This window comes from Xanthomonas sp. A1809, assembly GCF_017746015.1.
Classification (GTDB): domain Bacteria; phylum Pseudomonadota; class Gammaproteobacteria; order Xanthomonadales; family Xanthomonadaceae; genus Xanthomonas; species Xanthomonas euvesicatoria.
In genome coordinates this window covers 40,559-54,097 of sequence record NZ_JAGHWZ010000023.1, presented here as the reverse complement: position 1 = coordinate 54,097, position 13,539 = coordinate 40,559, and the positions used below count along the sequence as shown (strand labels likewise).

General features: G+C 65.5%; 11 protein-coding genes. All 11 read right to left on the bottom strand.

The annotated features are described in order from the left end of the window. Window positions 1-6 precede the first annotated feature (6 nt). The 11 genes from J7396_RS21240 to J7396_RS21190 all read right to left on the bottom strand — a co-directional run bounded on the left by J7396_RS21240 (window position 7) and on the right by J7396_RS21190 (window position 13,535). Window positions 7-687: a class II aldolase/adducin family protein gene (locus J7396_RS21240; RefSeq protein WP_071117290.1), complete on the bottom strand. Its 681-nt coding sequence runs from the start codon at window positions 685-687 to the stop codon at window positions 7-9. Beyond that, window positions 674-2,320 (bottom strand): FGGY-family carbohydrate kinase, encoded by a 1,647-nt coding sequence (locus J7396_RS21235; protein WP_209262067.1) that lies wholly within the window; start codon window positions 2,318-2,320, stop codon window positions 674-676. The genes J7396_RS21240 and J7396_RS21235 overlap by 14 nt, the downstream gene beginning before the upstream one ends. Next, entirely contained in the window at window positions 2,320-3,237 is a 918-nt protein-coding gene (locus J7396_RS21230; protein WP_008573851.1) for a TorF family putative porin, read from the bottom strand. The genes J7396_RS21235 and J7396_RS21230 overlap by 1 nt, the downstream gene beginning before the upstream one ends. 82 nt (window positions 3,238-3,319) lie before the next feature. Further along, window positions 3,320-3,766 (bottom strand): DUF2147 domain-containing protein, encoded by a 447-nt coding sequence (locus J7396_RS21225; RefSeq protein WP_029820782.1) that lies wholly within the window; start codon window positions 3,764-3,766, stop codon window positions 3,320-3,322. Window positions 3,767-4,277: 511 nt separating this feature from the next. Further along, on the bottom strand, window positions 4,278-5,315 hold the full coding sequence (locus tag J7396_RS21220; RefSeq protein WP_029820783.1) for an SMP-30/gluconolactonase/LRE family protein: 1,038 nt from the start codon (window positions 5,313-5,315) through the stop codon (window positions 4,278-4,280). 213 nt (window positions 5,316-5,528) lie between these two features. Beyond that, window positions 5,529-6,713, bottom strand: a complete 1,185-nt coding sequence (locus tag J7396_RS21215; protein WP_071117571.1) for an endo-1,4-beta-xylanase — start codon at window positions 6,711-6,713, stop codon at window positions 5,529-5,531. A 47-nt stretch (window positions 6,714-6,760) separates the two neighbouring features. Further along, the gene (gene galB / locus J7396_RS21210) at window positions 6,761-9,532 is read right to left on the bottom strand and encodes a beta-galactosidase GalB (protein WP_209262066.1); all 2,772 of its coding nucleotides are present in this window, start codon (window positions 9,530-9,532) and stop codon (window positions 6,761-6,763) included. Window positions 9,533-9,616: 84 nt separating this feature from the next. Beyond that, complete coding sequence (uxaC, locus tag J7396_RS21205; RefSeq protein WP_008573841.1) at window positions 9,617-11,035, bottom strand: glucuronate isomerase; 1,419 nt, start codon at window positions 11,033-11,035, stop codon at window positions 9,617-9,619. 40 nt (window positions 11,036-11,075) lie between these two features. Further along, entirely contained in the window at window positions 11,076-12,053 is a 978-nt protein-coding gene (locus J7396_RS21200) for an endo-1,4-beta-xylanase (RefSeq protein ID WP_209262065.1), read from the bottom strand. A gap of 100 nt (window positions 12,054-12,153) precedes the next feature. Further along, window positions 12,154-12,546, bottom strand: a complete 393-nt coding sequence (locus J7396_RS21195) for a hypothetical protein (RefSeq protein ID WP_014091490.1) — start codon at window positions 12,544-12,546, stop codon at window positions 12,154-12,156. Beyond that, window positions 12,543-13,535 (bottom strand): endo-1,4-beta-xylanase, encoded by a 993-nt coding sequence (locus tag J7396_RS21190; RefSeq protein WP_209262064.1) that lies wholly within the window; start codon window positions 13,533-13,535, stop codon window positions 12,543-12,545. Before J7396_RS21190 ends, J7396_RS21195 begins: the two co-directional genes overlap by 4 nt. Between the last annotated feature and the right edge of the window lie 4 nt (window positions 13,536-13,539).

Sequence of the window (13,539 nt, the reverse complement as noted above, 5' to 3'; positions counted from 1 at the left end):
GTGCCATCATGTCTGGGAAAGGGAGGACGCGCCGGACGTGTGCCGGCTGGAATCCAGCGCCGTCAGCACCCGCTGCAGGCCGGCCGCGAGGTCGGGCTCGCGCGCCGCACGCGCCTGGATCTGCGTCTGCAGGTGGCTGCGCGCGACCAGCTCCAACGCTTCGACCACGGTGACGGCCGCCTCCAGGTTGGTGCCGCAGCAGACCACGCCGTGATTGCGCAGCAGATAGGCGTTGACGGTGGGCTGCAGCTGCCGGGCCAGCAGGCGGGCCAGCAGGCCGGTGCCCGACGGCATGTAGCCGGCGATCGGAATCCGTGCGCCGAGCAGGCGGCGCAACGCCGGTTGCGTCACCTCCAGCGGCGCGCCGAGCAGGGTGCAGGCGCTGGCGACCGGCTGGTGGGTGTGGATGCTGCAGCCCACGTCCGGGCGCCGCCGCATCACCTGCGCATGCAGGCCGGTTTCGACCGACGGCGTGCGCGTGCCGTCGAGCTGGTGCAGGTCCTTGGTGCGGACGATGCAGATATCCTCGGCCTGCATGCTCAGGTAGTCGATCGCCGAAGGGGTGACCGCGAAACACTCCGCATCGATACGCAGGGCGACATTGCCGCCGGTGCCGGCCAGATAGCCGCGGCGCGACAGTTCGATGCACAGCGCCACCACGCGCTGGCGTTGTTCATGGGCAAACATGCGCGGCGACCTCCGGGGCGGCGGCAGGCGTGGAGGGATTGAGCCGTCGGTAGATCGGCGCCAAGGTGCGCTGCAGGTCCTTGAACACCGCGTAGCGGTCGTCGTACAGCGCACGCGTGCCCGCATCCGGCTCGTAGACCCGCCGGGGTCGCTGCAGTGCCGCCAGATCGCCGAAGCCGAGCCGGCCCAGGCCGACCCCGGCGATAAAGGCCGCGCCGACCGCATTGGCCTGGATCGGATTGTGCAATTGCCGGATCGGCCGGCCGCTGACATCGGCGATGATCTGGCACCACAGATCCGACTGCGCGCCGCCACCGACCGCGGCAATCGTGCCTGGGTCGCAGCCGAGCAGGCGCGCGAACGGCTCCATCATCCAGCGCGTGTTGAACGCCACCCCTTCCATCACCGCGCGGATCATGTCTTCGCGGCTGTGCATCAACGAGAGATTGATCAGGCCAGCACGCAGGCTCGGGTCTTCCACCGGCGTGCGTTCGCCGAACAGCCAGGGCATGTAGATCAACCCGTTGGACCCTGCGGGCACGCGTGCGGCGATGCGATTGAGCACTTCATAGACGTCCGGGCGCTGCTCGTCGCTGAGCAGTTCGTCGGCATGGAACAGGATGCGGTCGCGCAGAAAGGACAGGTTGGCACCGGCGGTGGTCTGCAGGGCGATCGCCAGATAGCGCCCTTCCACCGCGCACGGCACCGCGGCGATCGTACTGCGCACGTCGGTTTTCATGCGCGGCACATGCGCGCCCAACCACGACGAGGTGCCCAGGTACAGGTGCGCGGCGTGGTCTTCCACCGCCGCGGCGACCGCCACGGCCGACGTGTCGATCGCGCCGGCCACCACAACGGTCTGCGGCGACAGGCCCAGCGCCTGGGCCACCTGCGGCAGCAGCGGACCCAGCACGGCAGTGGAAGGCACCAGGTCCGGCAACTTGTCGCGCTCCACGCCGACCATGTCCAGCAGGCCCGCGTCGTAGCGAATATGGTGCGGGTCGCGATTGTCGGTGACCCAGGTGGTCAGCATCGAATCGGGAGTGGCGCAGAACCGGCCGGTCAGACGCAGGTTCATGTAATCGAGCACGTTGAGAAACTTGTGCGTGCGCTGGTAACGCACGGGCTGGTGATCGCGCAGATAGGCGATGTGGCCGGCGCAATCCTTGCCGCTGCGCGCAGGCGCGCCACCGCTCAGGCGCAACCATCGCCACAGGCGCAGGGGATCGTAGCCGCGCACGTTGAGCCAACGCCCCTGCAGACGGCGGGCGATGGCCGTCTGGCCGCGCATGTCCAGCCACAGCATGGCGCGCCCGAGCGCCTGGCCGTTATGGTCCACGCAGACGGTGCCTTCGCCCTGGGTCGAGCAACACACGGCCACCACGCGTCGGCGCAGCGCCGCATCGCCCTGCACCACGGCAGCGGCGGTGGCGCTGAACGCGTCCCACCACGCGTGCGGGTCTTGTTCGGCAGCGACGCCCTGCACGTGCAGTTGCACCGGTTCGAACGCCCAGGCGAGCACCTTGCCGTCCAGCGTCACCAACGCGCATTTGCAGCCGGAGGTTCCCAGGTCCACCGCCAGCACCAGCGGCGCATTGCCGCCGGTGTCGTCTGCGAGCGTTTGGGTGCGCATCAGAACGTGTAGCCGATCGAGAACACCAGCGCATCGCCGTCGGTCTTGCGGATACGCTCGCCGTCCTGCACCCAGTACAACTGGTGCGCGTTGGTGTTGGTGGTCAGCCAGTCCAGGTTCCAGTCCAGGCCCCAACGCCGATGGGTGATGCCGATCTGGTAATCGGCGAAGTTGCCTTCGCGAAAGTTGGCCAGTTTCTGGTAGCCGGCATGCAGGCGCAGCGTCGTGGACGGCAGCAGCGAGGGCAGCAACGGCACCTGGGTATTGAGGTCGGCCAACACGGTGCCACGCGAATCCTGTTCGCCGCGCGCGTAGCACTGCAATGCGGCGGTCGGATCGATCGAGAAGCGCAGGATCTGCCCGCACACGCCGCCGGTATCGGCACCGCGGTAGGTCTTGGACACCACATACAACACGCGCCCTTCGACGATGCCGTAGCCCAGCTCCATCACGGCGAAGTCGCTGTTGTAGTTGGTCGTGCGCACGTCGGTCGGGGTGCCGGTTTCCAGGTCGATGCTGTGCGGCGCCATGAAGCGTGCGCCCGGGAATCGCTCGGTGGCCAAGCCCACGCCAGCGTGCCAGCCGTCCGGATTGCCGAAGCGATAACCGCCCGCCAGGGTGACGCCCAGGCCGTCGCCATTGACGAACTGCTTCTTGCTGACCCCGGCCACTTCCAGCAAGGCGACCAGCCCGCTGGCATGCACGAACTGGGTGCTCCACTTGGCCGAGGGCCGCATCAACGAATCGGAGATGCCGCGCGTGCGCTGTTCGCTCATCAGCTTGACCTGGTTGTCGAACTGATAGGTCGCCACGCTGCCTTCGCTGGCCGGGTCGGCTTGCTGGGCCTGCGCCGGCAGGCAAGCCGCACCTTGCAGCAACGCACACGCGACAACCGCGCCGACATGGATCTTCGCCATCTGGATTCCCCCGGTGGATGTGAGTGAGAACCGCCGCGATCGCGGCGGCCGGTGCTGCGCGCGCATGTGGCGCTGGCCGCAGCTAGTGGCTGGCGCACACCGGCGTGGATGGCAGGGCCTGCACGCGGGTAAACAGCATGTTTTCGCCGAGCACTTCGGCGCCGATGAACGCGCGCAGGGTCAGGCTGTCGCCCTTGCTACGCAGCGTGGCCTTGTAGCGCTTGCCGCTGCGCGGATCGAATGCCCAACCGTCGCGCCAGGTGCCGTTGTCGTCGCGCTCCAGGCGCGCGATCTGCACACCGCAGGTGTCCTTCGGCGTGCCGGCGTCCTTGTCCCACACCACCTTTCCGCACATCGCGCTGGCGGCATCGGTACACGGCGCAAATGCGATGACGGCGTCCTTGGCCGCAGTCAGCCACAGGCCCTGTACCGGCGAGGACGCTGCCGCCAGCGCAGGCATCAGCGGCAGCGCCGCTACGACAACGCACGCCAGGGTGCGCAGCAACCGGGAAACGCAAGCTTCGTTCATTGCCGCAACCCCGCGGGCAACCCGCTCATGACAGTAGTGAAAACTACCGTATAGCGATGATTACCTTTTTGCAACAGGCTCAAGCGTGGCGATTGCCTGGACAGCTGCACGCCTTGGCGCAGCAGGCGTTGCGCGGTGCAAGAGCGATTCGGTGCACGCCTGTTTTGACGCGCCGCACCACGGTTGCGGTCGCCAACGTTGGTGCGGCGAGCCAGGTAAAAGGCCTGGCTCGCAGGCGCTGCGGCCGGCGGTCGGAGGTGCGGGCACCACGCTGCTCGGTAAGACCGGCAGCGGTGGCGCTACGGGCGAGGACGCGTCGTGCGGGCGCGCGTCATGGCCGCTGGCCTTGTCTGCAAGCAAGCGGCCTGTGGCGGCTGGACGATTGACCGAGGCAGTACACAAGGCAGCCGATACGGCGGCAGCACCAGGCGATTGGCGCTGCGGTCAGACACGCATGCGGCCAGACGTGCGTGTCCATCGCGAGGCGATGCAGCGGCATCGCCGCGATCGTCTAGCGCACGAACTGCAGGCCCAGCGACTTCACGCGCACGCGCGCCAGCATCGCGTGCGAGGTCATGTACAGCGTGTGGCCATCGTTGCCGAAGGCGCAGTTGGAGACGGCCTCGCCGGTGGCGATGCGACCCAGGCGTTGGCCGGCGGGATCGAAAACGATCACCCCGCCGGGGCCGGTGGCAAACAACGTACCGTCGGCGGCAACCGCCATGCCGTCGGGCAGGCCGGGAACATCCTTGGCGATCAGGTCGGACGCATCGGCGAACACGCGCTTGCCGGTGACGGCGCCCTGCGCATCCAGTGCATACGCCATCCAGATCGGCCGTTGCGGATCGGAGTTGGAGACGTACAAGGTGCGCGCATCCGGCGACAGGGCAATGCCGTTGGGAAAGCTCAGGCCATCGTCCAGCAGATGCACGCTGCCATCGGTGTCCAGGCGATAGACGCCATTGAAGCGCAGCTCCTTGACCGGCGATTTATCCAGATCCTTCAACCCGTACGGCGGGTCGGTGAAGAACACCACGCCATCGCTGCGCCGCACGACATCGTTGGGGCTGTTGAAGCGGTGGCCCTCGAAGGCAGTCGCAAGCGGTGTCTTCTTGCGCGTGACCGGATCGAGCCTGGCCAGGATGCGCGTGCCGGAATCGGCTAGCAGCACCGTGCCGTCGGGCTCGGCGTACAGACCATTGGCGCCGGCTTCGCGCAGCGTGGGCAGTTCCGGGCCGGTGTAGCCGGAGGGCGAGAGCAGGACCGACAGGCCGGCCTGTTCGGACCAGCGATACAGCTTGTTTTCCGGCACATCCGTAAACAACAGATAGCCTCCCTTGCGTACCCATGCCGGGCCTTCGGACCAGGTGAAGCCTTCGGTGAGCTTCTCGATGCGCGCATCGCTTGCCACCACATCACCGAAGCGGCGGTCGAATGTCTGCAGCTGGCCGATGGCCGCAAAACGCGGCGTCGGTGGAGTCTGCTTGGTGCAGGCAGCAAGCACCGCCAGCAACGGCACGGCCAACAGCAGATAAGACGGCAAGCGCATCGGTCAGTCCTGTCTCATGGTTGGGGGCATGATGCCATCATGCGTGTGCAGGCGACTGCGCATAGTGGCCACCAATGCATCGCGCGCATGCATCTATGAGGTGCACGGCACGCAGGAATGCGGTGTTTCGAGCCATCCATGCCGCACCGAACATCGGCCGTGCTCGCCTGTTGCCCGGGCCCTGGTTGTCAGCAGCTCTTGGGCCGGCAGCCGCTAGCGTGCAGCGGTTGCGGTGGGCACGGCCAACACCGCATCCAACGCCGGCTTGGGTTGATGATTGCGATCGAACAGCAGCGGATAGTTGGTGCGCCCAGGTACCGGGTAATCGTTTTTCCACGACATGTCATCGCTGACGCCCCACACGCTGACGCGCGCAATCTTGTCGCGCTTGCGCCAGAACAGCGCGAACAGTTCGGCATACCGGTCGCGCAATTGCGCCTGCACGTCGGCAGGCAAACCATCGCGATAGGGGTCGAGGAAGCGCTTGAATTCCGGCAGCTGAAACTGCTTGTGCGCCATGCCGGTGCCGATGATCTGGCCTTCCTTGGTGAGCGGCAACACATCGATGTCCAGCTCGGTGATCATGACCTTGACGCCAAGCGCAGCGTACGCATCGATCGCGTCTTCGATGTCGCGCAGGCTGGGGTAGTTCAGCCCCCAATGGCCTTGCATGCCCACGCCATCGATACGGACACCGGCCTGCTGCAGCATCTTGACCATGCGCACGATGCCATCACGCTTGGCCGGCCGCCATGCATTGAAATCGTTGTAGTAGAGCTGCGCATCCGGTGCATAGCGCTGTGCGAAGGTGAAGGCATTGCGGACCACCGTGTCGCCGTCGCCCACGCGCTGTACCCAGTTGGTCGAACGGTAACTGCCGTCTTCGTCGATGATTTCGTTGACTACATCCCAGGCTTGCACCTTGCCCGTGTAACGCCCGGCCAACGCTGCGATATGCGCACGCATGCGTTCCAGCTGCTGTGCCGGCGTATTGGGCCGACCATCGGCGCTGGTGAAGAACCACTCCGGTGTCTGGTTGTGCCAGACCAGGGTGTGACCGACCACGAACTGCCGATTGCGCTGTGCGTAGGCCACGAATGCATCGGCTGCACTGAAATCCTGCACCCCACGACGCGGCGCCACCACTTCGGCCTTCATCACGTTTTCCGCGGTCACCGCATTGAAGTGACAGGCCGCCAACGCAGCGGAGGCTGCGTCCTTGCCGGAGACGATATCGGCATTGACGGCAGTCCCCAGCAGAAACCCTTGCGCATACGCCTGCTTGAGCGAGGTGCCGGGCGTCCCGCATGCGGCCAAGGCCTGCAGCGTGCACACTGCACTGAGGCCGGCGATCAGCAATCCCAGGCGTTTGGTGAGGTTGGCGCGGTTGATGTGCATGGGCAGGTCCGTTGAGAGGTCACAGGTTTCGATTGCACTGGATCGCATCACTGCACCGCCACCTGGGTCTGTGCGGCTTGCAACGTGTCCGATTCCACATGCACGGTGATCGTGCCACGCGCCCCGGCCTTGGCACGCACGATCGCCAGGCACAGCCCATTGAAGGCATGACGTTGCGACGCAGCGAACGTTTCCAGATTGGTGGGGTCGCCGTTGTCGGTGGCCACCAACTCGCCAGGGCCTTCGATGCGGAAGCGCAGGCGGTCGCCCGCGGTCGGTGCGGGACGTCCGTCGCGATCGAGCAGGCGCACGGTGATGAAGCTCAGGTCTTGTCCGTCGCCGCGGATACTGCCCCGATCCGGCGTCAGCTGCATGCGCGCGGCGCGGCCTGCCGTCTGCACGCGCTCGCTGGCCCACGGCTTGCCGTCCTTGTACGCCTGCACCCGCAATTCGCCCGGCTGGTACACCACCGCGTCCCAGCGTAGCCGGTACTGCCGTGGCGCCTTGCGCTTGCGCCCCTGCGAAACGCCGTTGACGAAGAGTTCGGCCTCGTCGCCGGAGGTGAACACATGCACGGGCGTGACCTGTCCTTCGCGCCCTGGCCAGCTCCAATGCGGCAGCAGATGCGCCACCGGCAGTTCCGGACGCCAGCGCGACTGATAGAGCCAGTAACGGTCCTTCGGGAAGCCGGCCAGATCGAAGATGCCCGAGTAGGAACTGCGCGAGCTGTAATACGGGGTGGGCTCGCCCAGGTAATCGAACCCGGTCCAGACGAACTCACCGGCCACGTAAGGGTGTTGATCCAACGCAGCGAACACCTTGTCCGCGCTGGAGCCAAAGTCCACCGCATGCAGTTCGTACGCGCTGACCTGATGCGCCACCGAATCGCCGCCACGGCCATCGCGTACCGGTGCGCTGTTGTCCGCAGTGACCGGAAACAGGTACACGCCACGACTGCTCAGTGCCGAGGCAGTCTCGCTGCTGACAATGGCCTTGTGTGGAAACCGTGCATGGAACGCGGGGTATTGCGGCGGTTTACGGATGCGCTCGGTACCCTCGAACTCGGCTGCATCGCGGATGCCTTCGCCCTGGTAATTGAGGCTGACGACATCCAGCGCAGCGGGCAGCGGCATCTCGGGCGAGGCGTAGTTCATCGCCACCGTGGCCGGGCGCGTCGGGTCTTCTGCATGCACGATGGCGCGCAGCGTGCGCGCAATCGCCGCGCCCTGTTGGCCGGTGTATTGCTCGCCAACCTCGTTGCCCACGCTCCACAGCATCACCGAGGGGTGGTTGCGGTCGCGGCGCAGCATCGCGCGCAGATCGGCGGCATGCCACTGCGGAAACACCAGATGAAAGTCCAGCGGGGTCTTCTTCATCTCCCAACTGTCGAACACCTCATCCACCACCAGCAGACCCATGCGGTCGGTCAGATCGAGCAATTCGGGCGCAGGCGGGTTATGGCTCATGCGGATGGCGTTGGCGCCCATCTGCTGCAGCAATTGCAACTGTCGCTCGGCGGCGCGCCTGTTGAACGCTGCACCGAGCGCGCCCAGGTCGTGATGATTGTTCACCCCGCGGATCGGCACGTGCTCGCCGTTGACCAGTAGGCCCTTGTCGGCGTCGAACACGATGCTGCGAATGCCGAAGCGGGTTTCGTAGCGGTCCACCACGCGTCCCTGTTGGTCGACCTCGGTGACGGCCACATAGCGATGCGGGTGCTGGGCGGGTGGAGGCCCCCACAGGCGCGGGGCATCGATCCGGGTGCTGCCTTGCACCTGCGCCGTGCCGCCGGCAGGGACGCTGATGGGCTGCGCGGGAATGCGCGCGACCGCTTCGCCACTGGGCCGGTCGCTTGCATCGTCGAGCAGATAAATCGCTGTGCGCACCTGCGCCTGGGTTGCGCTGCGGGCGGCGTTGTCCAAGGTGACGGTCAGCTGCACCTGCGCCGCATCGGCCGAGACGTACGGCGTGGTCAGCTGCGTGCCCCAGTGCGCGATATGCAACGGCGCCGCTTTGGTCAGCCACACGTTGCGATACAGCCCACCGCCTGGATACCAACGCGCCGACTCGGGCGGGTTATCCAGGCGAATGACCAGCTGATTGCGCTTGCCTGCAATCGCATACGGCGTCAGATCCACGCGCCAGGAGCTGTAACCGTACGGCCAGCCGCCGACAAGCTTGCCGTTGAGCCAGACCGTGGCGTAAGACATCGCACCATCGAGATCCAGAAACATCGCGCGGCCGCGATCGCTGGCCGGGATGTCCAGGCGCTTGCGATACCAGCCGATGCCCCAGCTCGGCAACCGACCCATGCCACCGTAAGGCCCATCTGCCAGGAACGGCCCGGCAATGGCCCAGTCATGCGGCAGGTCCACGGTTTCCCATGCGCTGTCGTCGAAGTGCGGCTGCACATACGCCACCGTGCTGCCCGGATTGCCTGGAGGGCGTATGTGCCGTTGGGCCGGGTCTGCGATCAAACCGTTGGCGGTGGGCAGGATCCACGGCTTGAGCACGCGCACGGCGGGCGCATCGATGAGCTGCGCTTGTTCCGGCTGCGCATCGGCCACCCTGCCATCGCTGCTGCGCACCACCTGCGGGCGCACATCGTAGTCCAGGATTTCCTGGTTTGCGGGTGGGTCGCCACGATGAAAGCGCCACTGCGCATCCAGCGAAATACGTTCGCGCGAGGCGTCGCTGGCAGCGTGCGGTGCTGCGATGATGGGCCATGCACTGCAGAGCCAGAAAAGCCCCGTGCAGGCACGTACTGCATAACCTGCGCGCAGCGCTCGTGTGACGTTGTGCTTGGCGTGTGCACGCATCAGTTCACCGATCCTGCCGCTGCGCAGGATGCAGTGGCGCCGCGTGCGCACGCCTCGGCACTGCCGCCCTCCGTTTACGCCACCTCACAAGTTGTACGCTTGCTTGGGTAGGCGGTAGGCCAGGTCGATTGCCACCTCGGTTGCCTCGTCCTCTTCCAGCCGGTGCTCGGCAACGAGTTTGGCCAGGAAGGCGCTGTCCACGCGCCGCGCCACATCGTGCCGCGCGGGAATGGACAGGAATGCGCGGGTATCGTCGTTGAAGCCCACGGTGTTGTAGAAGCCGGCGCTGGCCAGGGTCTGCTCGCGAAAGCGCCACATGCCCTCCGGCGCATCATGGAACCACCACGCCGGGCCGAGCAGCAGGGAGGGGTAATGCCCGGCCAATGGCGCCAGCTCGCGGCTGTAGCTGGTTTCGTCCAGGGTGAACACGATCAGGCGCAGGCGCGGGTCGTTGCCATGCCGATCCAGCAGGGGCTTCAACGCATGCACGTAGTCGGTGCGCATCGGAATGTCGGCGCCCTTGTCGCGTCCGTACTGCCCGAACAGCTGCCGATTGTGATTGCGGAAGCAGCCCGGATGCAGCTGCATCACCAGGCCGTCGTCAAGGCTCATCGCCGCCATTTCGGTCAGCACCTGCGCGCGAAACAGTTCGGCCTGCTCCGGCGTGGCCGCACCGCGCACCACCGTATCGAACAGGCGCTGCGCTTCGGCTGGTGACAGATCGGCGGTCGCGGCGCTGGGGTGCCCGTGATCGGTCGAGGTGGCGCCATGCGCGGCAAAGAACGCACGCCGTTGCCGATGCGCACGCAGGTAGCCATCCCAGGTGAGCACGTCCTCACCGGTGAGAGCGCCGAACTGCTGCAGCGCGCCGGCAAACTGCTCGTGCTCCGGGTCCACGACCGGGTCAGGGCGATACGCCGTCACCACCCGTCCCTGCCAACCGCTGGCGGCAATGGCCGCATGGTGCTGCAGCCGATCCAGCGGCGATTCGGTGGTGGCGATCACCTCGATATTGAAGCGCTCGAACAGCGCACGCGGCAGGAATGCCGGCGTTCGCAGCGCGGCGGTGATGTGGTCGTAATAGTGATCGGCGGTGCCGGCATCGAGACGGATACGCAAATCGAAGACATCATGGAACACATGGTTGAGCCATAGCGCCGACGGCGTGCCGCGCAACAACGTGTAGTGCTCGGCAAACACGCGCCATGCCGCACGCGGGTCGACTGCTGCGCGGGTTCCATCTGCGCGCGGGATGCCCAGGGCATCGAGGTCGATGCCCTGGCTGTACAACATGCGGAATACATAATGGTCCGGCACCAACAACAGTTCGGTGGCGTTGGCAAACGGTGCATTGGTGGCGAACCAGGCCGGGTCGGTGTGGCCATGCGGGCTGATGATCGGCAGCGTTGCAACCTGTGCGTACAGGCGGCGGGCGATCGCGCGCGTGCCGGGATCGGCCGGCAGCAAACGATCGGGATGCAAGGACAACACGGAAGAACGCATGATCGATATCAGCCCTATGGACAGTGAGAAGGAAGCCTGGTCAGGGCCTGCTGGCAACGTAGCTGCGTAGCCAGGTCAAAGCCGGGCGTTCGCTGCCGTCGTAATTGATCAGATACGCACCTTCATTTTCGCGCCATAGACCGTGACGGAAACCCCACAGGTTCACGCCACGCACGGCCGGGTGCTCCCAGAACATTGGGAAGAAGCGCTGCCAGGCTGCCAACTGCTGAGCGTCGGTACGCCCATCCAGGTCGAACTCGGTGATGTAGATCGGCAGTCCGGTGGATGCCAGCAGGTCGAGGTTGGCGCGCTGCACCGAAACTGAGGGGCCGTTGCTCGAGAGGTGCCCCTGGATACCGATCGCATCGATCAGGTGTTCTTGCTGCAGCAGCTGGATGGTGTGCAGATACTGCCTGGCTTGGTCGTTGTACTCGGTGACGTTGTAGTCGTTGATCATCAACTTGGTATGGGGGAAATACTTGCGTGCCAGGCGGAATGCCTCAAGCACCCAGTCCACCCCGGTCGCCCCGGTGCCGCCCAGTGCCCGCAGATAATTGCCCGAATCGGCTCGGCGATTGTCCGGCTGGTTGTGACCCGGCAGCGTCTCGTTGGCCACCTGCATCAAGTCGATGTCGGGGTAGCGCTGTGCAATGGCGGCGAACCAGTGTTCGATCGCAGCACGCTGTTCGTTCGGCGGCAGGTTGCGTACCCATGTCGGCTGCTGGGCGCCCCAGAGCCCGCAATGGAACTGAAACTGCATATGGTTGCGCTTGGCCAGCTGGTAGGCCTCGTCGAGCGGGCCCCAGTTCATCTGGCCGCGCACGGCTTCGACGCTGCCCCATTTGCCGGCATTTTCTGGAACGTCGCCATCCCAGTCATTGGTGAAATCCTTCGATTGCGACGGACTGTATTCGCTGCCCAGGACGCGCTGCTTGCCGGCAGCGATAGGTCCTGCAACAGCGGACGCACACGCGCCCAGCAACAGCACAAACGTGAGCGGGTAACGGAGTTTCAACATGTTGGCATCCTCGGTAAGTGAGCAAGGCAGCTACGGAAAGGAGCAGGTGCGCTGACGTGCGTCGGATCGACGCCAAGTGCGCAGACACCTGGAACCGCGTCTAGGCCGGTTGCTCCACTCGCGCCGGCTGCGTCGTGACACCAGGCGGTGCACCACCGCCAGCGCCAGAATGTAGGCCGCACCCACCGTAAAAAAATTTCGAAATGTAGCCGCCGATGGCCTGCAAAACGAAACCAATGAACGGTGTGATCAGGATGGCGCCGAGGCTGTCCATTCTTGCGACTGCAGGACAAGCAAGCAGGTCAGCAAGCAGGTCAGCAAGCAGCGTAAAAGGACATGCCGACCCGCCTTGGTGTGCAGCAGTGGTCAGCGCGGTCAGCGCGGCTATTTGCCACACGGCGCATGCAGCCAACACGATGACGTGCGCGCATCGGCATAAGGTCAGGACACCAGACAAAGGTCTGTGAGCGCGGCGCGCATCAATAATTGTCATGGCGCAGGTGCACCGGGATGGGCTGCAACGTAGTCGCGCAGCCACGCGAGCGCCGGACGTTCGGTGCGGTCGGCGCGGATCAGGTAGGCAGCTTCCTTGTCGCGCCACAACCCGGGCCGAAAGCCCCACAGGGTGATGCCATGCACTGCCGGGTGGTCCCAGAACACCGGAAACACCCGCTTGTAGTCGGCCAGCTGCTGCGCATCGGTCGGCCCGTCCAGATCGAACTCGGTGATGTAGATCGGCAGGCCTGTGGCGGCCAACGCATCCAGATTGTCGCGATGCACCGACATCGCCACCTCCGGCGTGGTCTCGAAGGCATGCTCCTGCACCCCGATCGCATCGACCAGGTTCTCACGCTGCAGCAGCCGCACGATCTGCAAATACTTCTGTGTGGCCTGCGCGCTATTGGTGATGCTGTAGTCGTTGATCATCAACTTGGTGTTGGGAAAATGCTGGCGCGCAAGCCGAAACGATTGCAGCACCCATTCCCAGCCGCTATCGCCGTTACCCCCCAGCGCCTGCAGATAATTGCCGCCGCCGGTATCGGCCTTGCTGGGCGGGTCGTTGAGTGGCTCGTTCACCACCTCCAGCAGCGCGATCTCCGGGTAGCGCTGCGCAACGGCGGCAAACCATTGCTCGATCTCGCGGCGCTGCTCGGCCGGCCGCAAGGTCTTGATCCATTCCGGCTGCTGGTTGCCCCACACCATGACATGCATCTGGAATGGCATCTGATTGGCCTGGGCAAACCGGTATGCCGCATCCAGCGTGCTCCAGTCCATCTGGTCGCGCACCGCCTCCACACTGCCCCATTTGCCGCCGTTTTCCGGGGTGAGCTTGTTCCAGTACTGCGCAAACCCCGGCGCCTGCTGCGCGCCGTACGCACTTCCAAGGAACTTGGACGCCGCCGCTGCCAGCGGTGCCGCGTGGGTTGGCGCGGCCATGCCGGCCACCATCAATAACCCCAGTGCTACTGCGCGCTTGTGCATAGGC

What these genes read in the sequence shown, in the direction of transcription:
- J7396_RS21240 (WP_071117290.1), bottom strand. Translation starts at nt 687, where the DNA reads ATGTTTGCCCATGAACAACGCCAGCGCGTGGTGGCGCTGTGCATCGAA.
- J7396_RS21235 (WP_209262067.1), bottom strand. Translation starts at nt 2,320, where the DNA reads ATGCGCACCCAAACGCTCGCAGACGACACCGGCGGCAATGCGCCGCTG.
- J7396_RS21230 (WP_008573851.1), bottom strand. Translation starts at nt 3,237, where the DNA reads ATGGCGAAGATCCATGTCGGCGCGGTTGTCGCGTGTGCGTTGCTGCAA.
- J7396_RS21225 (WP_029820782.1), bottom strand. Translation starts at nt 3,766, where the DNA reads ATGAACGAAGCTTGCGTTTCCCGGTTGCTGCGCACCCTGGCGTGCGTT.
- J7396_RS21220 (WP_029820783.1), bottom strand. Translation starts at nt 5,315, where the DNA reads ATGCGCTTGCCGTCTTATCTGCTGTTGGCCGTGCCGTTGCTGGCGGTG.
- J7396_RS21215 (WP_071117571.1), bottom strand. Translation starts at nt 6,713, where the DNA reads ATGCACATCAACCGCGCCAACCTCACCAAACGCCTGGGATTGCTGATC.
- galB (WP_209262066.1), bottom strand. Translation starts at nt 9,532, where the DNA reads ATGCGTGCACACGCCAAGCACAACGTCACACGAGCGCTGCGCGCAGGT.
- uxaC (WP_008573841.1), bottom strand. Translation starts at nt 11,035, where the DNA reads ATGCGTTCTTCCGTGTTGTCCTTGCATCCCGATCGTTTGCTGCCGGCC.
- J7396_RS21200 (WP_209262065.1), bottom strand. Translation starts at nt 12,053, where the DNA reads ATGTTGAAACTCCGTTACCCGCTCACGTTTGTGCTGTTGCTGGGCGCG.
- J7396_RS21195 (WP_014091490.1), bottom strand. Translation starts at nt 12,546, where the DNA reads ATGACAATTATTGATGCGCGCCGCGCTCACAGACCTTTGTCTGGTGTC.
- J7396_RS21190 (WP_209262064.1), bottom strand. Translation starts at nt 13,535, where the DNA reads ATGCACAAGCGCGCAGTAGCACTGGGGTTATTGATGGTGGCCGGCATG.